General features: G+C 67.2%; 17 protein-coding genes. 8 read left to right on the top strand and 9 right to left on the bottom strand.

The genetic code is table 11. From position 1 onward, the window contains the following. Position 1 precedes the first annotated feature (1 nt). On the bottom strand, positions 2-1,471 hold the full coding sequence (locus CLU90_RS04345) for an oligosaccharide flippase family protein (RefSeq protein ID WP_100427277.1): 1,470 nt from the start codon (positions 1,469-1,471) through the stop codon (positions 2-4). A 15-nt stretch (positions 1,472-1,486) separates the two neighbouring features. Beyond that, positions 1,487-3,571: a glycosyltransferase gene (locus CLU90_RS04340; RefSeq protein WP_232731069.1), complete on the bottom strand. Its 2,085-nt coding sequence runs from the start codon at positions 3,569-3,571 to the stop codon at positions 1,487-1,489. A gap of 147 nt (positions 3,572-3,718) precedes the next feature. On the opposite strand from CLU90_RS04340, the gene CLU90_RS04335 reads away from it, so the two are divergent. Both CLU90_RS04335 and CLU90_RS04330 read left to right on the top strand, forming a co-directional pair. Then, entirely contained in the window at positions 3,719-5,005 is a 1,287-nt protein-coding gene (locus CLU90_RS04335; protein WP_092716621.1) for a putative O-glycosylation ligase, exosortase A system-associated, read from the top strand. After that, entirely contained in the window at positions 5,002-5,937 is a 936-nt protein-coding gene (locus CLU90_RS04330) for a polysaccharide deacetylase family protein (RefSeq protein ID WP_092716619.1), read from the top strand. Before CLU90_RS04335 ends, CLU90_RS04330 begins: the two co-directional genes overlap by 4 nt. On the opposite strand, the gene CLU90_RS04325 is transcribed toward CLU90_RS04330, so the two are convergent. Genes CLU90_RS04325 through CLU90_RS04315 form a run of 3 tightly spaced genes read right to left on the bottom strand, consistent with a single transcriptional unit; the run spans position 5,846 to position 10,634 of the window. Then, on the bottom strand, positions 5,846-7,783 hold the full coding sequence (locus tag CLU90_RS04325) for an asparagine synthetase B family protein (RefSeq protein ID WP_092716617.1): 1,938 nt from the start codon (positions 7,781-7,783) through the stop codon (positions 5,846-5,848). The genes CLU90_RS04330 and CLU90_RS04325 overlap by 92 nt on opposite strands. Next, positions 7,780-9,039, bottom strand: a complete 1,260-nt coding sequence (locus tag CLU90_RS04320) for a pyridoxal-dependent decarboxylase, exosortase A system-associated (RefSeq protein WP_442906661.1) — start codon at positions 9,037-9,039, stop codon at positions 7,780-7,782. Before CLU90_RS04320 ends, CLU90_RS04325 begins: the two co-directional genes overlap by 4 nt. After that, on the bottom strand, positions 9,036-10,634 hold the full coding sequence (locus CLU90_RS04315) for an acyl-CoA ligase (AMP-forming), exosortase A system-associated (RefSeq protein ID WP_092716615.1): 1,599 nt from the start codon (positions 10,632-10,634) through the stop codon (positions 9,036-9,038). Before CLU90_RS04315 ends, CLU90_RS04320 begins: the two co-directional genes overlap by 4 nt. Before the next feature lie 208 nt (positions 10,635-10,842). Here CLU90_RS04315 and CLU90_RS04310 point away from each other — a divergent pair, with 208 nt between their 5' ends. The 6 genes from CLU90_RS04310 to CLU90_RS04285 are packed head-to-tail and all read left to right on the top strand — an operon-like array spanning position 10,843 to position 15,544. Next, positions 10,843-11,607, top strand: coding sequence for a GNAT family N-acetyltransferase (locus tag CLU90_RS04310; protein ID WP_092716680.1), 765 nt, complete (start codon positions 10,843-10,845; stop codon positions 11,605-11,607). Further along, on the top strand, positions 11,586-11,831 hold the full coding sequence (locus CLU90_RS04305) for an acyl carrier protein (protein ID WP_092716613.1): 246 nt from the start codon (positions 11,586-11,588) through the stop codon (positions 11,829-11,831). The genes CLU90_RS04310 and CLU90_RS04305 overlap by 22 nt, the downstream gene beginning before the upstream one ends. Further along, entirely contained in the window at positions 11,828-12,685 is an 858-nt protein-coding gene (locus CLU90_RS04300) for a hydrolase 2, exosortase A system-associated (RefSeq protein ID WP_092716611.1), read from the top strand. The genes CLU90_RS04305 and CLU90_RS04300 overlap by 4 nt, the downstream gene beginning before the upstream one ends. Continuing rightward, entirely contained in the window at positions 12,682-13,569 is an 888-nt protein-coding gene (locus CLU90_RS04295; RefSeq protein WP_092716609.1) for a hydrolase 1, exosortase A system-associated, read from the top strand. Before CLU90_RS04300 ends, CLU90_RS04295 begins: the two co-directional genes overlap by 4 nt. Continuing rightward, a complete protein-coding gene (locus CLU90_RS04290; RefSeq protein WP_232731068.1) occupies positions 13,563-14,837 on the top strand; it encodes a glycosyltransferase in 1,275 nt (424 codons plus the stop codon). The genes CLU90_RS04295 and CLU90_RS04290 overlap by 7 nt, the downstream gene beginning before the upstream one ends. After that, entirely contained in the window at positions 14,834-15,544 is a 711-nt protein-coding gene (locus tag CLU90_RS04285; protein ID WP_175539380.1) for an ABC transporter permease, read from the top strand. Before CLU90_RS04290 ends, CLU90_RS04285 begins: the two co-directional genes overlap by 4 nt. Before the next feature lie 21 nt (positions 15,545-15,565). On the opposite strand, the gene CLU90_RS04280 is transcribed toward CLU90_RS04285, so the two are convergent. From CLU90_RS04280 to CLU90_RS04265, 4 genes are all read right to left on the bottom strand, one after another. Continuing rightward, positions 15,566-15,862, bottom strand: coding sequence for a hypothetical protein (locus tag CLU90_RS04280; RefSeq protein WP_092716607.1), 297 nt, complete (start codon positions 15,860-15,862; stop codon positions 15,566-15,568). A gap of 86 nt (positions 15,863-15,948) precedes the next feature. Further along, positions 15,949-16,398 carry a DUF6678 family protein gene (locus CLU90_RS04275; RefSeq protein ID WP_232731067.1) on the bottom strand — a complete coding sequence of 150 codons (450 nt, stop codon included), beginning with the start codon at positions 16,396-16,398 and terminating at the stop codon, positions 15,949-15,951. After that, entirely contained in the window at positions 16,398-17,621 is a 1,224-nt protein-coding gene (gene purT / locus CLU90_RS04270) for a formate-dependent phosphoribosylglycinamide formyltransferase (RefSeq protein WP_092716603.1), read from the bottom strand. Before purT ends, CLU90_RS04275 begins: the two co-directional genes overlap by 1 nt. A gap of 109 nt (positions 17,622-17,730) precedes the next feature. After that, on the bottom strand, positions 17,731-18,228 hold the full coding sequence (locus CLU90_RS04265; RefSeq protein ID WP_058049548.1) for a VOC family protein: 498 nt from the start codon (positions 18,226-18,228) through the stop codon (positions 17,731-17,733). Positions 18,229-18,277: the final 49 nt, after the last annotated feature.

Here is an 18,277-nt window from a genome sequence, read left to right as displayed (position 1 = left end):
CTTATTTGACTGCCAGCCAACGGCCTGTCAGCTTGCGTTGCAACAACAGGAATTCGCCGGCGAGCTCATGCTTCAACAGGAACAGACCGCCCAGCCAGCACAGCAAGGTGGCCAGGGCCGTGCCCGTCAGCGCCAGCAGCGCCGGCGTATCAGCCGGCAGCCACAGCAATGAAGCGACGGGTGCGACACTGCTGCAGCCGCAAAGCAGCAGGCTCTTGCGCAATGCCCGCGCCAGGATGCGCCAGTCCAGCGCGCTCAGGCGCCGCAGGCAGTCGTAGTTCAGCCAGCTGCGCAACACATTGCTGAGTACCACGGCCCAGGCCACGGCCACCAGGCCGAACGGCGCCGCGGCCAGCAGCAGCGCCACTTTGAGAGCGCCAGCCCAGGCATCGAGCCGCACCTGCGCATGCAGCTGGCCCGTCGCCACGAACAGGTAGCGGGCCATGCTGAACATGCTATACACGGCCGAGGACAGGCACATGATGCGTATCAAGGGCACACATCCGATCCATTGCGCGCCGTACAACACCTTGATCAGGGGCAAAGCCATGCAAGCGAGAAAGAGAAAAAACGGCCAGGACAGCGCCGTCATGTAGCTGATCGTGCGCAAATACACGGTTTCCGCCCCGCCCTGCCCTCCTTGTCCTCCCCCTTCGCGCGCGCGGGCCGCGAACAGGGGAAACACGACGGGAGAAATCGCGCTGGTGATGGCCTGGTTGAAGATATTGAGCACGCTTTGCGCCTTGCCGAACAGGGCCAGGCTTTCAATGCCGATCAGCTTGCCGATGATGAGGTCCGGCGCCGCCACGCCCGCCTCGTCGACGAGACCACCTCCCGTCGCATACGCGCCAAAGCGGGCGATGTCGCCCATGCCGTCCCGTCCCGGCAGCCACGGCAGTTCCTTCGGCCGCACCAGCAGGCTCACCAGCAGCGACGCGCAGGAACCGGCCAACGCCGCCCATACCATGCTCATATAACTGTAGCCACGCAGCGCCAGCAGCACGGCCACCAGCAGGTTCACGACACTATTGGCCGCGTTGATGGCGTAGATGGCGCGAAAGCGCAGTTGCCGGCGCAACATCGGTAACGTTAATGCGCTGAACGGGATCAGCAGAAAATTGATGGACAGCAAGCGCAGCACGAGCGTCAGCCGGGGTTCGTCATAGAAATGCGCGAGCGGCGCGCTGGCCAGCAGCACCAAAGCGGCCAGCAGCCAGGCGACGAGCAGGCTGGTGGCCAGCGCGGCGCGCAATTTCACCGTATCAAGCTGTTTTTCCTGGATCAGATATTGCCCCACGCCAAAATCGCGCACCACTTGCGCCAGCGCCACCAGCACGGCGCCCAGCGAATACACGCCCACCTCGGCCGGCGTCAGCAAACGCGACAGCACCATGGTGGCGACGATGCCCAGCAGCAGTACCGTGTATTTTTCGGCGAACGAAAAGAAAAACGAATGGCGGGTGGCGTTCATGCGGGCCGCCCGCGCCTACACGAGGCCGGCGTAAAAGGCGCGCAACTGGCGTTCCAGGCGCGGCATCGAATAGCGCTGCACGGTTTCCTCGCGCGCCAGCCGTCCCATGCGGAGGCGCCTGGGCACGTCCATCAAGAGTTGCGCCACGGCCGCGCAAGCGGCGTGCTCGTCGTCAAGCGGCAACAGCAGCCCGCCTGCGCTATCGTGCAGGATATCGTGCGTGCCCGGCACGTCCGTTCCCACGGCCGGCACGCCGCAAGCCATGGCCTCGATGGTGGCAATGCCGAAGCCCTCGTTTTTGCTCAGCAGCACATGCAGGTCGAAAGCCGGCATCAGCTGCTCGATGCGCTGCTGGAAGCCGGCAAACACGATTCTGTCCTGCAAGCCCAATTGTTGCGCCTGCAGCCGCAGCATGGCTTCCAGCGGCCCCGTGCCCACGAGCACTAAATATAGATTGGGAAACTGCGCGGCCAGGCGGGCGAACAACGCCAGCAGCGCTTGCGGCCGCTTTTGCGCGGACAACCGGGCCACGCAGCCGAGCACGAGCGCGTCCGGCGGGAGCCCGAGTTGCTTGCGCGCCACCACCCTGCGTTCGGGCGAGGCAATGAACGTGTCCGTATCGACGCCGTTCGGGATCACGGCCAGCCGCGTTTCCGGACTCAGCATGCCACGGTACAGCTCGAGGAAATGCCGCATGGCCGACGGCGACACGGCATACACGCCTTTGACGGTGCGAAACGCTTCCAGCAGCCGGGGCCGCTGCCAGTCGCTGAACGCTTCCAGCGGAAACGCATTGTGCACGCTGATCACGGCCGGCAGCCGGCATTGCCGGGCCAGCCACAGGATGGACGCGCCATAACTGGTCCAGCAAAACGCCACGTGGACGAGGTCGGGCCGCAGCCGCCGCAACCGCCACGCGCCCGTGACCCTGGCGCGCAGCCAGTTCCAGCGTCGCCAGGCCCAGTGTTCGAGAAACAAGGGCGGTTCATACACGCGCACTTGCAACTGCCTAGCGCGCAAGTCGTGCGCCCAGGCAGTAAAACCGGGAAAGCGCCGCAGCGCCAGCACGCTGTCGTAGCCGCTCGCGCCCAGCATGCTCGCCTCTTGCGCCATGCGCAGCTCCATGCCGCCCAGCTCGCCCGAATAACTGCTGATGACGATGCGCGGCAAGCGTTTGCGCCGTCCCCGCCACGCTTCATGGAAGAAGCCGCGCAGCCAGGCCCGTTCCCACTGGCGCAGGAACAGGTCGGCGTGGTCGCGCCGCAGCCAGGCCCGCACGGCGCCGAGGGACTCGCGCACGTATCTGCCCAGCATCCAGCGTGGCACACCCAGCAACTCCAAGCTCGGTGCAAACGTGGCCAGACGGCATTGGCCGCGGCCGAACAGCATGGCGCGGCGCAATATCCAGGCGCGCTGCACTTGCGGCGCGCGGATGATGTGCGCCACCCTCGCTTGCGGGCAGAACCAGGAAGGATTGCCGGCCGCATGCATCTCCAGGTTGAGGCGGGTTTCGCTGCCCATGGCGTAGTTGGCGCCTTGCGGACCGATGCTTTCGTCATAGCGGGCGCCCGCCTCGAAGATGCGGCGGCGTATCGCCATGTTGGCACCCCAGACCAGGCCCGGATAGATGGGCGCGTCGCGCAAATCGGGGCTGGTGATGCCCCACGTCAGGCCAACGGGGGTCAGGTGCAGCAGCCAGTCTTGCGGCTTTTCCCGCCAGGCGGGCACGATGGCGCCGCCGAACAGGGCGTAGCCGGGGTGTGCGCGCGCGCCGTCCTGCAAGCGGCACAGCCAGTCCGATGCGGGCATGGCGTCGTCGTCGCCAAACACGAACAGTTCGCCGCCATCGCCGCTGGAACGCAAGGCGTATTCGACGGCGCCGTTCAGGGCGGGACTGCGGCCGCGCCGCGCCACGTAGATGGAAGTCAATGGCAAGCGGCAGCGAAAGGCGGCGATCACGTGGGCCGTGTCATCCGTGCTGCCATTGTCGGCGATGATCAGGCGCCAGCCGCCCACGGGCGCTCGCAACCCCATGTACGCGCGCAATACCTGGGGCAAGGTGCCGGCGCCATTGTAGGTCGCCATGAGAACGGTCAACAAGGACATGCCTCCTTGGTCTTACCATGACAAAACTGATTCACAGTTTCAACAACACGACTGCAGTGTTGATCCAGTGTACTGAGCCTGCCCGGCTGCCCGTTGACCAGCATCAAGACCAGGCAGGCAAAACCAGGAGCGTCCCCTTTCATGCGCGACATACTGATTACCGTCATCATCCTTGGCTCCCTGCCCTTCATCCTGAAGGCGCCGGCCTTCGGCGGCCTGATGTGGGTCTGGGTCAGCGTGATGAACCCGCACACGCAAGCGTGGGGCTTTGCCACCCATCTGCCGTTCGCCTTCATCATCGCCATCGCCACCATGGTCAGCCTGCTCATGTCGCGCGAGCCGAAAAGCCTGCCGCTCACGCCCGTCAGCGTACTGCTGCTGCTGTTCGTCCTGTGGATGAACGTCACGGCCCCGTTCGCCCTGCTGCCGGAATCGTCATGGGTGCAGTGGAACAAGGTGATGAAGATCATGCTGATGAGCTTTGTCATCATGATGGTGATACGCACGCGGCGCGACATCGTGCGCCTCGTGTGGGTGCTGGTGGGCTCGATCGGCTATTACGGCGTGAAAGGCGGCGTCTTCACCATCCGCAGCGGCGGCACGGAGCGGGTCTGGGGGCCGGAAGAAACGTTTATCGGGGATAACAATGCGCTGGCCCTGGCCCTGATCATCACCATCCCCCTCATGTATTACTTGCAGCAAAACACGGACAAGCGCTGGGTGCGTCACGGCCTGACGGCGGCCATGCTGCTGTCGGCCCTCGCCGCGCTGGGCTCGTATTCGCGCGGCGGATTGCTGGCCATTGCCGCCATGGGCCTGTTCATGTGGCTGAAAAGCGAGCGCAAGCTGGTGCTGGGCGCGCTGCTCGGCGCCGTCGCGCCCCTGTTGCTCGCTTTCATGCCCGAGCGCTGGGCCGAACGCATGGACACCATCAACACCTATCAGGACGATGTGTCCGCCATGGGCCGCCTGAATGCCTGGCGCATGGCCTGGAATCTGGCGCGCGACCGTTTTCCCGGCGGCGGCTTCGATGTGTCCGACGCCGCCATCTTTGCCCGCTATGCGCCCAACCCCATGGACGTGCACGCGGCGCACAGCATTTATTTCCAGGCGCTGGGCGAACATGGCTTTGTCGGCTTGCTGATTTATCTGGCGCTGGGCATCGCCACCTGGCGCACGGCCGCCGCCATCATCCGCCGCACGCGGGGCAAGCCGGAACTGCGCTGGGCGCATGGCCTGGCCACCATGAGCCAGGCCAGCCTGATCGGCTTTGCCGTGGGTGGCGCCTTCCTCAGCCTGCTGTATTTCGACATGCCGTATTACCTGATGGCGGCCCTGATCGCTACGCGCATCCTCGTCGAGCAACAAGCGCCGGCCCCGACGTCGCGCCCGGCCAGGCCCCGGGCCGCCGTCGTGGAGCTGCCATGACGGCCGCCCTGTCCATCCTGATCTACCACCGCGTGCTGGCGCGGTCCGACCCGCTGTTTCCCGGCGAAGTGGATGCCGTGCTGTTCGAACGCCAGCTGCGTCTGTTGAAACGTTTTTATACGCCGATGCCGCTGGCCGATGCCGTGCAGCGCTTGCAGGACGGCAGCCTGCCGCCGCGCGCCGCCTGCATCACCTTCGACGACGGCTATGCGGACAATGCGCAAGTGGCCCTGCCGCTGCTGCGGCGCCATGGCTTGCACGCCACGTTTTTCATCGCCACGGGCTATCTGGACGGCGGACAGATGTGGAACGACACGGTGATCGAAGCCGTGCGTCAGGCGGCCGGTCCCGTGCTGGATTTGCAGGAAGACGGCCTGGGAACGTTGCCCGTCGCCACCCTGGCGCAGCGGCAAACGGCCATCGCCACCGTGCTGGGCCTGTTGAAATACCTGCCGTCCGCGCGGCGCCAGCAGCTGGCCATGCGCATCCGCCGCCAGGCGGGCGCGACAGCGGGACCGCACGCCATGCTGAGTACGGCACAGCTGCGCCAGCTGCACGCGGCCGGCATGGAGATAGGCGCACACACGGCCAGCCATCCGATTCTGTCCACCTTGCCGGACCACGTCGCGCGGCAAGACATCGCCGATGGCAAGCAGCAGCTGGAAAGCTTGATACAGGCGCCCGTCAGCCTGTTTGCGTATCCGAACGGCAAGGCCGGACGCGACTATGGCGCGCCGCACGTGGCAATGGTCAGGAGCCTCGGTTTCAAGGCGGCCGTCGCCACGGACTGGGGCGTGGCCCGCCCCGGCGCTGAGCTCGACCTGCTGCAGCTGCCCCGCTTTACGCCGTGGGATCGAGGACGGCTGGCGTTTCTGTGGCGCATGCGGCAAAACCGCCGGCAAGCGCACCGAGCGCGCCCGGATGCTGGCTGAACCATTGTTCCAGCATCAGCAGCAGCCACACCATGGTGCCGTGATAGGCAGGGTGTTCCGCCAGCAAGCGCCCTTTCAAATCGTCGATGAAGGCGGGCCGCACGATGCCGCGCCCGCGCAGCTGCGTCAGGTTGTCGAAGGCAAACTCGCGCAGCGGCACGTGGCTGTGCAGCCACAGGCCGAAAGGCAGGCCGAAGCCGTGCTTCTTCTTGCGCACGATGGCCGGCGGCAGGATTTCCGCCAGCGCCCGCTTGAAGAAGGGCCGCAGCCGCATGCCGTCGAGCTTGTCCCGCGGCGCCAGGCGGGCGGCAAACGCCACCATCGCATCGTGCAGGAAGGGAAACGCCGCTTCCACGCCAGCCAGCTCGCACGCCTTGCGCACCTTGAACAGGTCGTTGTCGGCCAGGGTAAAACGCATGTCCAGGGCCAGCAACTCGTTGATCTGGCTCAAGCCCTGGCCTTGGCGCTCCCAATACGCGCCATTCACGCAGCCTGGCGCCATGCCCGGGTCGATGGTGTCGATGAAACCCGTTTCCAGTACCGTGCGGTGGCCATGGCGCAGCAGCAGGTTGTAGCTGTCGAGCCGGGCCGGCAGCGGCAGGCTCGCCTGTTCGATGTAGCGGCGCGCCTTGTCGCCCAGCCGCCACGACTTGCCCGTGCGTGCGCGGAACAGCAGCGGCTCGATGATGCCCTGGCGCAACATGGCGGGCAAACGCTCGTACTGCGACAGCAAGGCCTGGTGCGCATAGCGCTCATTGCCGCCAAACAATTCATCGCCGCCGTCGCCGCCCAAGAGGCGCGTTACGCCATCCTCGCGCGCCATCTGCGCGCAGTAAAACGCGGGTATGGCCGAGGCGTTGCCGAAAGGCTGGTCGAAGATGGCCGCCATGGCGGGAATGGCGGCCAGCACGTCGGCCGGCGTCACATAGCGTTCGTGGTGGATGCTGCCCGCGTGGCTGGCGGCCAGGCGCGCATACGCCATTTCGTCATAGCCGGGCGCGTCGAAACCGATGGAATACGTGCGCGCGGGCCGGCCCGTCACCTGGCCCATGATGGCGGCCACGGTGGAACTGTCCGTGCCGCCGCTGAGAAACGCGCCCGTATCCGCACCATCCGCACCCAGGCTGCTTTCCACGGCCTGGCGCAGCAGGCGCAGGAATTCCCGCTTGTCGCTGGCAAAGCTGGCCCGGGTGCGCGCCGCGCCCGGCTCCTGGAAGGCCAGCTGCCAGTAGCTGCCCTTGCATTGCTTGCCGCTGCGCACATGCAGGTATTCGCCGGGCAGCAAGCGCTGCTGGCCAAGATAAGCGGTGGCCGGGCCAGGCACCATGTGGAAGAACAGGTAGTGATACAGCGCCTGCGGATCGAGCGCGCCCCGCACAGACGGATGGGCCAGCAAGGCATCATGCGAGGAGGCAAAGAACAAGTCCTGCCCATTGCCCGCATAGCTGAGGGGGTGGATTCCGGCACGGTCCACTGCCAGCAAGGCCGAACCGGCAAAGGCGTCGAGGATGGCCACAGCAAATGGCCCGGACAGGCTGGCGCAGGCGGCCACGCCACGGCTCAGCCACAGGGAAGCGAGGCGGCTTGCCACCTCGTCGGCAGAACCGTCAAGCACGGGCCGGCCCCAGATGGCCACCTGCAAGCCATCTCGCTGATATACATGGCGGCTGCCATCGATGGCGGCCACGGCCACGCCACCCACTTCGCTCACGCTGGCGGCCAGCGGTGCGCTATCGAAACGCGACAGGGGCGCGGCCATGCTGGCCAGCGCGGCGCCACTGGCATCGGCAGCGACAGAACCCGCAGCCCCGCCAGGCGCCGCCAGCCAACCGCACAGGCCGCTCATACGAGCACCTCGGCCGGCAGCGGATGGCCAAGAAAGGCCGTCGGGCTGGCCGTCAAACCATACGCGCCCGACTGGAACACGACCACCAGGTCGCCCTCTTCGGCGCGCGCCATCTCCATCTGGTCGGCCAGCAAGTCCAGCGGCGTGCACAACGGCCCCACGACGGACGCCACTTCGCGCGGCCCGCCGTGCAGCCGGTTGCCGATGGCGACCGGATAATTCTTGCGGATCAGCTGGCCAAAATTGCCCGAGGCCGCCAAGTGGTGGTGCAAGCCGCCATCCGTGACGAAAAATACCTGCCCGTGCGACACCTTGCGCTCGATCACCTTGCACACATAAATACCGGCCTCGGCCACCAGATAGCGGCCCAGCTCCAGGTTCAGGCGCACGCCGGGCGCCGCCTGGGCCAGCAGATCGAGCTGCCGCTGCAAGCCTGCGGCGACAGGCGCCAGGTCGAGCGCCTGATCGCCGGGAAAATACGGCACGCCGAAGCCGCCGCCGATATTCAGGGTGCGCAAGGGCGACGGCGCGCTGTCGGCCAGTTGCAGGGCCAGTTGCACGCTGAGGGACTGGGCTTCGGCCAGAGCCCCCGCCGACAGGCTTTGCGAGCCCGCATACAGGTGAAAACCGTAAAAATCCAGCCCCAGCTGGCCGATGCGGCCCAGCAGCGCCGGCACGAGCGCCGCATCGACGCCAAAGGGCTGCGCGCCACCGCCCATGCGCATGCCCGTGCGGCGCAAGGCGAAATCGGGATTCACGCGCACGGCCACCCTGGCCGTCACGCCCAGCCGTTCGCTGGCCAGCGCCACCCTTTCCAGCTGGGCGCCCGACTCCACGTTGATCAATACGCCCGCCGCCACGGCCCGCGCCAGTTCGCCATCGCTCTTGCCCGGCCCTGCAAAACTGATGCGCTCCGGCGCCATCGGCGTATCGAGCGCCGTGGCCAGTTCGCCGCCCGAGGCCACGTCAATGCCATCGACCAGGCCCGCCAGCCACTGCACCACGGCAGGCATCGGGTTGGCTTTCATGGCGTAATGCACATGCACGCCGGCCGGCAAGGCGGCGCGCAGCTCCGCCACGCGGCGCGTGATGTGCGCGCGTTCATAGGCATAGAACGGCGTGCTGCCCACTCGCTGTGCCAGTCGCCGCAGGGGCACGCCACCCACCAGCAGCATGTCGCCGTCCACGGCAAACTGCTGGCCCCAGACCGAGTGCGCGGGCAATTCCATACTGTTCGAGCGGATCAAGTCCTTCATGCCGCGTCTCCTGTTTGGACCGCATGCGCGCGCGCCAGTTCCCTGGCCAGCAAGGGGCGGTCGATCTTGCCGTTCGGATTGCGCGGCAGCACGCCGTCGCGGATCTCCACCCACTGCGGCACCATATAACTGGGCAAGCGGGCGCGGCAGGCCTCCAGCACGCTGTCGCGCTGCAATGCCACGCCGGGCGCGGGCGTCACCAGCAAGGCGATGGCCTGGCCCAGCACGGCATGGGGCAAGCCCAGCGCTGCCGCTTCGCCTACCAGCCCGCTCGCATACGCGACTTCTTCGATCTCGGCCGGGCTGACCCGGTAGCCCGACGTCTTGATCATGTCATCGCTGCGCCCGACAAAATACAGATAGCCATCCGCATCGCGGCGCACCGTGTCGCCCGACCAGACGGCCAGCTCCGGCAGCACCAGGCCGCTTGCCTGCGGCGGCAGCGGCTTGAAGCGTTCGGCCGTGCGCGCCGCGTCGTTCCAGTAGCCGAGCGCCACCAGCGCGCCACGGTGCACGAGTTCGCCCGGCTCGTCGGCGTCGCACACGCTGCCGTCGGGACGCAGCACCAGCACTTCCGCGTTCGGGATCGCTTGCCCAATGGAATCGGGGCGCCGTTCCAGCTGTTCCGGCGCCAGATAGGTCGAGCGGAACGCTTCCGTCAAGCCATACATCAGGTAGACCTGCGTGCGCGGCAGCGACTGGCGCAGCCGGTCGAGCGTGGTCCTTTGCATCACGCCGCCCGAATTGGTGATGTAGCGCAAGGGGGTGGACAGGGGCCAGCTCAGCTGCGACAACTGCACCCATAGCGGCGGCACGGCGGCCAGGCCCGTGATGGCTTCCTGCTCGACGGCTTCGACGATATCGCGCAGCAACAGGTAATTCATCAGCACGGCGCAGGCGCCGCTGGCGAACGCCGTCGTCAGCTGGCTCAGGCCGTAATCAAAGCTGAGCGGCAGGACGCACAGGATGCGGTCCTGCGGCGTGTTGCGCAAATAGCCCGACACGCTGAGCGCGCCCGCCAGCATGTTGCGGTGCGACAGCACCACGCCTTTCGGTCGTCCCGTGCTGCCCGAGGTATATAGAATGGCGGCCATGTCCACGTCGATCGCCGCATGGGGTATGGGCGCGGGCACGCTGGCGGCGGAGACCGCGCTCCACGGCAGCACGCGCACCTTGCCCAGGTTGGACTCGGCCTCCCCTTCGCCCGTCAGCAGCACCGTCCGCAAGTCTGGACAGGCGGCCAGCGCCGGGCCCAGCTGTGCCAGCCGTTCGCGCGACGTGACGAGGATGGCAACGTTGCAATCGGCCAGGATGTAGGCTACCTGGTCCGGCTTGAGCAGCGGATTGACGGGCACGAACACGCCGCCGGCCGCAGCCGTACCAAACATGGCGCTGACGTTTTCCGGGCGTTTTTCCAGGTACACGGCCACGCGCGCGCCACCTTGCAATCCCAGGGTCAGCAGGGTAGCGGCCGCCTCGCGCACGGACTGCGCCAGCGCGGCATAGCTCAATTGCTCGCCCTGCCACGACAGGGCCGGCGCGTGGGGGGCGCGCTGCGCCGTTTCGAAGATCAGATCGTGTATCAGTGTCGCCATCGTGTCGCCCCAAGGTTGCCATGATTACCATGCATTCCCCTATGATTAGGATAAACGGCCGCGGCAGTGTTGATTTTTATCAAGTAAGCACCTCTCCCGGCGGGCGCTGGCCTATCCGGCGCAATGCTTGAGGCCGCGCAACATCGGCCATGGGCCGCTGCGCTCTAATGACAGCGTTGGCTGCACAGCCGCCCCATCCTTGACCGCCATGGCCAGCCTCGCCCATTTTCTCCATTTCCCCCGCTTGCAAGGGCTTGCCGCCAGCCTTCGCCAGCTGGGCTGGCGCGACAGCGCCTGGCTGGCCGTGGCGCGGCTGCTGGCAGCGGTGCCGGGCGGGCGCTGCGCGCTGTACCGCTACCAGTTTGTGGCGCAAGCCGTGGCGCCCGGCTCGCTGTGCCGCGGGCGCGGCAAGTCCATCGCCGTCACGCCCTGCGTGGCGGAAGCGGACTTGCCGCCCGGTCCCGAGCGCCGGCCTGGCGCGCTGCGCGAGCGCTACCGGCAAGGTGCGCAATGCCTGGTGGCGCGAGACAAGTCCGGCATGGTTGGCTGGATATGGCTGCTGCGCCACGGCTGCCAGGAAGACGAGGTGCGTGCCCGCTATGCGCTGGCCTCAAATCAGTCGTCGTGGGACCTCGATGTATGGGTGCATCCCGAGCAGCGCGGTGGCCTCGTCTTCGCCCGCCTGTGGGAAGAAGCCAACGCCGTGCTGCACGCGCAGGGCGTGCGCTGGTCATGCAGCCGCATCTCGCGTTTCAACCGCGCCTCGCTGGGCGCCCATGCGCGCCTGGGCACGCACGCGCTGGGCATGGCCACCTTCATGCGCTGCGGGCGCTGGCAATGGATGGCCGCCAGCCTGCCGCCGTATCTGCACCTGTCGCGCCGCCCGGACGACATCCCCTGCCTGGCCTTCGATACCAGCCGCCTGCCGCACTACCCTTCCCTGGAGCTGACATGCCGCATCTTGAAGCAGTAAAGTACATCCTCGACACGACCCTGGGCTTGAACGGGCGACTGCTGGAAAGCCACACGCCGCTCCTTGGCAGCGTGCCGGAACTCGACTCGATGGCCGTGATCGGCGTGATCGCCGCGCTGGAAGACCATTTCGGCATCATCGTCGCCGACGACGACATCCACGCGCGCCACTTCGCCACCGTCGGCACCCTGCACGATTTCGTGTTTGCAAAGCTGCGACCATGAACCGCGCCCTCACCGACGCGCTGCCGCTGCTGCCCTTCTTCCTGCCCGCCAGCGGCGGCCAGCGCTACTGCCTGCTGCACCTGCCGCCGCCGGGCCAGGCCGCGCGCGGCGGCATCGTCTACGTCCACCCATTTGCCGAGGAACTGAATAAAAGCCGCCATGTGGCCGCCGCGCAGGCGCGCGCCTTTGCCGCCTCGGGTTACAGCGTGCTGCAGATCGACCTGTTCGGCTGCGGCGACAGCAGTGGCGACTTTGGCGAAGCGCGCTGGGATATCTGGCACAACGATCTGCACCTGGCGTGCGCGTGGCTGGCGCAACGGGTCGACGGCCCCTTGAGCGTGTGGGGCTTGCGCCTGGGCGCCCTGCTGGCCCTCGATTTCGCCAGCCGCCCGCCGCTGCCCCTGGCGCGTTTGCTGTTGTGGCAACCGGAACTCGATGGACGGCGCGTTATCGACCGCTTCCTGCGCCTGCGCCTGGCGACGGGTATGCTGGCTGGCGGCACGCGGGAAGCGCCCGGCCAGGCGCGTGCCGCGCTGGCGCAAGGCGAGCCTGTGGAAGTGGCCGGCTACCTGCTGGCGCCCGCGCTGGCGCACGCCATCGATCGCGTCAGTGCGTCCACGCTGCCGCCATCCGTGCCGGTCTACTGGCTCGATCATCAGGGGGCGGAACAGGCAGCCACGCCTTTGCCGCCGCTGGCGCGGCAATGGCGAGACCTGGGCGCCGCCGTCCACGTGGCCAGTTTCGGCGATGGGCCGTTCTGGCACAGCGGCGAGCTGCTCGCGTGTCCGCAACTGCTGGACGCCACGCGCGCGCTGTGCCGCGACTGGCTCGACGAGGAAAGGACGCCGCCATGAAGCGCGACAGCGGCCAGCAGCATCTCGCGGCGCCAGCCGTGCGCGAGCTGCCCCTGCGCTTTCGCAGCGCCGCTGATGACGGCGAGTCGCAGGCGCGCATGGCGGGCATCCTCAGCCTGGCCGACGTGCCTGGCCCGCGCGGCGTCCTGATCGTCACGGGCGGGCCGCAGTACCGGGTCGGCAGCCACCGCCAGTTCGTCCTGCTGGCCCGCGCGCTGGCCGCGCAGGGCTGGCCCGTGCTGCGTTTCGACTTGCGGGGCATGGGCGACAGCGAGGGCAGCGCGCGCGATTACCGCGCCGCCGGTCCCGACATCGCCGGCGCGCTGGCGCAATTCTTCGATGCCGTGCCGTCGCTGCGCGAAGTGGCGCTGTGGGGCTTGTGCGACGGCGCCACGGCGGCCGCCTGCCATGCGCCGCACGACGCGCGCGTCAAGGCCCTGATCCTGCTCAACCCGTGGGTGCGCAGCAGCGCCGGCCTGGCGCGCGCCACCTTGCGCCACTATTATTTGCCACGCCTGCTGCAAGGCGATTTCTGGCGCAAGCTGGCCGGCGGCGGCCTGCGGCTGGGCGCCAGCCTGGCCTCGCTGCGGCAGATGGCGGCCGCCATGCAGGCACCGGTAACGCCGGAAGACGACGCGCCCGCGCCGGCCCTGCTGCGGGCGCTCACGCAATTCCAGGGCAAGGTCTTGCTGATCCTCAGCGGCGACGACCTGGGCGCGCGCGAGTGGCAAGCCCTGCTCGACGGCGATGCGGCATGGCGCGCCGTGGCCGCCCGCGCGCAATGGACGCAGGCCCAGGTCGACGGCGCCAACCACACGTTCGCCAGCGCGGCCTGGCGCGGCGAAGTCGAACAGCTGTGCGCACGGTGGCTGCGATCATGGTAAGTACTTCGCCAAAACGGGTGCTGATGGTCGCCTACCATTTTCCGCCGTTTGCCGGCGGCAGCGGCATCCTGCGCACCTTGGGCTTTGCGCGCCATTTGCCCGACTGCGGCTGGCAGCCGCTCGTGCTCAGCCCCTCGCCGCTCGCGTATGCGCAGCGGGGCGAATCGCAGCTGGCGCAGATAGTCGCGCAGGCCACCGTGCGGCGCACCCTGGCGCTGGACGCGGCGCGCCATTTGTCCATCGCCGGGCGCTATCCGCGCTGCCTGGCCCTGCCCGACCGCTGGAGTTCCTGGTGGCTGAGCGCCGTGCCGGCCGGCCTGCGCATGATCCGCCAATACCGTCCCGACGCCATCTGGTCGACGTATCCGATCGCCACGGCGCACCTGATCGCGATGACCTTGCAAAAACTCAGCGGCCTGCCGTGGATCGCCGACCAGCGCGACCCCATGCTCGACGACAGCGACCCGCTGGCGCCGTATCCGCCCGAGCCGCGCCTGCACCGCATGCATGCGTGGATAGAACAGCGCATTGCGGCGCGCAGCGCGGCCATCGTCTGCACCACGCCGGGCGCCATCGCGGCGCATCAGCGGCGCCTTGCACAGGTGGGGCGCGAGCGCTTCTGCCTGATCGAAAATGGCCACGACGATGACGAGGTCGCCGCGCTGCCAGCCGGGCCGCGCGGCCACCGCAGCCGCTTCTTGCTGCTGCACAGCGGCGTGATCTACCCGTCCGAGCGCGATCCGCGGCCGCTGTTCGAAGCGCTGGCCCGGCTGCGCCGCGACGGCGTGCTGCACGCCCGCAATTTCCAGCTGGTGCTGCGCGCCACAGGCCACGATGCGTGGCTGGCGGGCTTGCTGGCGCAATACGGCATCCTGGACCTGGTCAGCCTGGAGCCCTTGCAGCCGCACGGCGCGGCGCTGCGGGAAATGCTGGCCGCCGACGGCTTGCTGCTGCTGCAGGCGGCCAACTGCAACGAGCAGATTCCCGCCAAGCTGTATGAATACCTGCGCTGCCGCCGCCCCATCCTCGCGCTGACCGACCTGGCCGGCGACAGCGCGGCCAAGCTGCGCCTTTGCGGCATCGACACCATCGGCCAGCTGGCGTCGAGCAGCGACTGCGCGCGCGCCCTGCTGCGCTTTTTGGAACTGGCACGCCAGGGCCGCGCGCCGCTGGCCAGCCCCACGGCCATCGCCCTGCAATCGCGGCAAGCCCGCAGCAACGCCCTGGCCGATTTGCTGGACCAGGTCAGTCACAGGAGTCCGACATGAAGCATCGCTTGTTTGCCTGCACCCTCGCCGCCTGCTGCGCCCATGCCGGTGCCGCCGATTGCCCGCCCTACGTCAAGCGCACGCCGGGCGGCGACTACACGAGCGCGGAAGACCGCACCGGCCTGTCCGTGATCGAGAAATTCCATTTTTCACGCGCCGTGGAAACGCTCACGCAAGGCATGACGGGCAGCCTGGGCGCCGACATCGGCTACACACTAGAGCACTTCCCGAACCATCACCGGGCGCTGGCGTCGATGGCCAAGCTGGGATTGCGCCTGAAAAGCCCGCAACCCGTGGGCGCCCGCTACACGGTCAGCTGCTACTTCGAACGGGCCATCGCCTTCGCACCCCAGGACGTGACGGCGCGCATGGTATTCGGGAACTACCTGCTGTCCACGGGCCAGGATGCGAAGGCGCTGGAACAGCTGGACGCAGCCAGCCGCATGGCGCCGGACCAGGCCACCATCCAGTACAACCTGGGCCTGATGTATGTAAAGAAGAAGGAATACGAGAAGGCCAGCGCGCACGCGCAAAAAGCCTATGCGCTGGGTTTTCCCTTGCCGGGGCTGAAGAACAAGCTGAAGGCGGCGGGCAAATGGCGCGAGCCGCCGCCGGCACCCGCCGTCGTGGAAGCGAAGGAAGCGCCGAAAGCGGCGGAATCGGAAGCACCAGCTGCCGTGCCGGTGGAACCGCCTAGCGGGGAGTAACGGCCGGCCGCCGGGTCAGGATCAGATGCCCCGTCGGCGACGCGGCCAGTGCCGCGGCCAGGTCGCGCCGCGCTGATATACGCCAGTTCGGCCGGCTGCAGCACGGTGAGCGTCAGCAGCATCAATGGTGCTAGCGCCCGGGGCCAGCAGCATGCCTACCTGTTCGTTTTCGCATTCGAGGCCCTTGGGCGCATCGTGCAAGTCCAGCGCCATCGACACGCTGCCGTGACGCTGCACCAGCAAATCGATGGAGCCATGGTCGGCCACGTTCTGGCTGACCTGGTAGACCAGATCGAACAGCCACGATGGTGCCTGCACCGGATCGCCGTCGAAGGCGGACGACGGCGTCGTCCCGTTGCGGTACTGGCGGGATAGCGTTTTCAGGCAGGTAGTTACTCTTTGAATTAGTCGGCGGGAGGAAAATCGTGGTACGAGCGCGGCAAGTAGCCCCAGATGCGCGCCACCCGGTCCCGCACCTCGAAATCGAAGCCGATGCGCTTGAGCTCCGGCACGATCCACACGCCGTGATCGATGATTTTCTTTGGCAGCAGCATGGCCACGTGTTCTTCCGAGTACAGGCTGATATCGAGCCATTCCACGCCCAGGAACGGGAACGGCGGGTGGTAATCCCATTCCGTATCCCAGCGCGACACATAGCCGGTGACGGAACCGTAACGGTACGATGGCGCCCAGTCGGTGCGTCCGCGCATGAAGGCCAGCAGTTCGTTCCACTTGCAATCGTTGGCGGCGCCGGCCAGGTTGCGCCGCGCGATGTAACCGCGCAGCTTGCGCTTGATGTCGTCGCCGCCGGCATCGGCCTGCGGCAGGCTGGCCTCGACCATGGATTCAGCCATCAGCGGGCGACCGGTTTCACTTTGGACGCGGCCAGCACGGCGCGCGCGCGGGCCGTGTCGATATCGTCGGCCGTGGCCAGCGCCACGCCCATGCGGCGGCGGGCGAACGATTCCGGCTTGCCGAACAGGCGCACGTCGGCGCCCGGCACGCTCAAGGCGTCGGCCACGCCTTCGAAGGCGATGCCTTTCGCTTCCAGCTGGCCGTAGATGACGGCAGACGCGCCGGGCGAACGCAGCGCCACGTTGACGGGCAAGCCAAGGATGGCTTTCGCGTGCAGCTCGAATTCGCTCTGCACCTGGCTGGCCATGGTGACCATGCCCGTGTCGTGCGGACGGGGGCTCACTTCCGAGAACCACACCATGTCATCCTTGACGAACAGCTCCACGCCGAACAGGCCCAGGCCGCCCAGGTTGTCCGTCACCTTGCGCGCGATGTCGCGCGAACGCTCGAGTGCCAGCGGCGCCATGCGGGCCGGCTGCCACGATTCCACGTAGTCGCCATGCACCTGCAAGTGGCCGATCGGCTCGCAGAACTGCGTCTCGATCTGGCCCGAGGCGGCAACAAAGCGCACGGTCAGCAAGGTGATTTCGTAATCGAAGTCGATGAAACCCTCGACGATGACGCGGCCCGTATCGACCCGGCTGCCGCTGGCCGCATACGCCCACGCCGCGTCCACGTCAGCGGCGCCATCGAGCTTGGACTGGCCCTTGCCCGACGAGGACATCACGGGTTTCACCACGCACGGAAAACCGATTTCCTGGCAGGCAAGCTGCAACTCCTGCAGGCTGCTGGCGAAGCGGTATGGCGACGTGGCCACGCCCAGGGTTTCCGCCGCCAGGGTGCGGATGCCTTCGCGGTTCATCGTCAGCACGGCCGCGCGTGCGTTCGGGATGCACGTGATTTGGCCGGCCGCTTCCAGCGCCGCCAGCGTATCGGTGGCAATGGCTTCGATTTCCGGCACGATCAGGTCCGGCTTTTCCAGCTCGATCAGGGCGGCCAGGGCCACGCCGTCGCTCATGTCGATCACGTGCGAGCGGTGCGCCACCGGGTGGCCCGGCGCATTCGGATAACGGTCGACGGCGATCACTTCCACGCCCAGGCGCTGCAGCGACATGATCACTTCCTTGCCCAGTTCGCCCGAGCCCAGCAGCATGACCTTGATGGCGGTGGAAGACAGGGGCGTACCGAAGGTGCGGGGAGCGATGGTGGGGCTAGTGGTCATGGCAGGTCAGGTAGGCAGGTGGAAAGATGGCAGGAACTATAGCAAATGCCGGCCATCTTGGACAGGGCGCGCCGCTGGCGTGCGGCCGCGCACCGTCCCCGCTGCCGGACTAACCCGCGTACGCCCGCTTGATCTCGTCGATGTCGATCTTTTTCATGCCCATCATGGCTTTCATCACGCGCTGGGCCTTGACGGGGTCGGGATCGCCCAGCAGCTTGACCATGATGGTGGGCACGATCTGCCAGGACACGCCGAACTGGTCCTTGAGCCAGCCGCATTGCTGCGCTTCCGGCGGCCCGCCTTCGGACAGCTGGTTCCAGTAGTGGTCGACTTCGTCCTGGGTTTCGCAATTGACCTGGAACGAGATGGCTTCGGAAAACTGGAACAAAGGGCCGCCGTTCAGGCCCGTAAACGTCTGGCCATCGAGCTCGAACGCCACCGTCAGCACGCTGCCCGGCTCCTGGCCGTGGATTTCCTTGCCCTCCTCGCCATAGCGCAGGATCTGGCCGATCTTCGAATTGGGGAATATCCCCGTATAAAACAGGGCCGCCGCCTCGGCGTGGCCGTTGAACCATAAACACGGGGTAATCTTTTGTATGCTGTGCATGATGTCTCCCTTGGCCGGTGTGTGGATTAGCCTCTCTAATATAGTCATA

Origin of the sequence: Janthinobacterium sp. 67 (genome assembly GCF_002797895.1) — a bacterium.
GTDB lineage: Bacteria > Pseudomonadota > Gammaproteobacteria > Burkholderiales > Burkholderiaceae_D > Janthinobacterium.
Note: the sequence above shows the minus strand (reverse complement) of the source record. Positions and strands in the feature narration are given on the sequence as shown.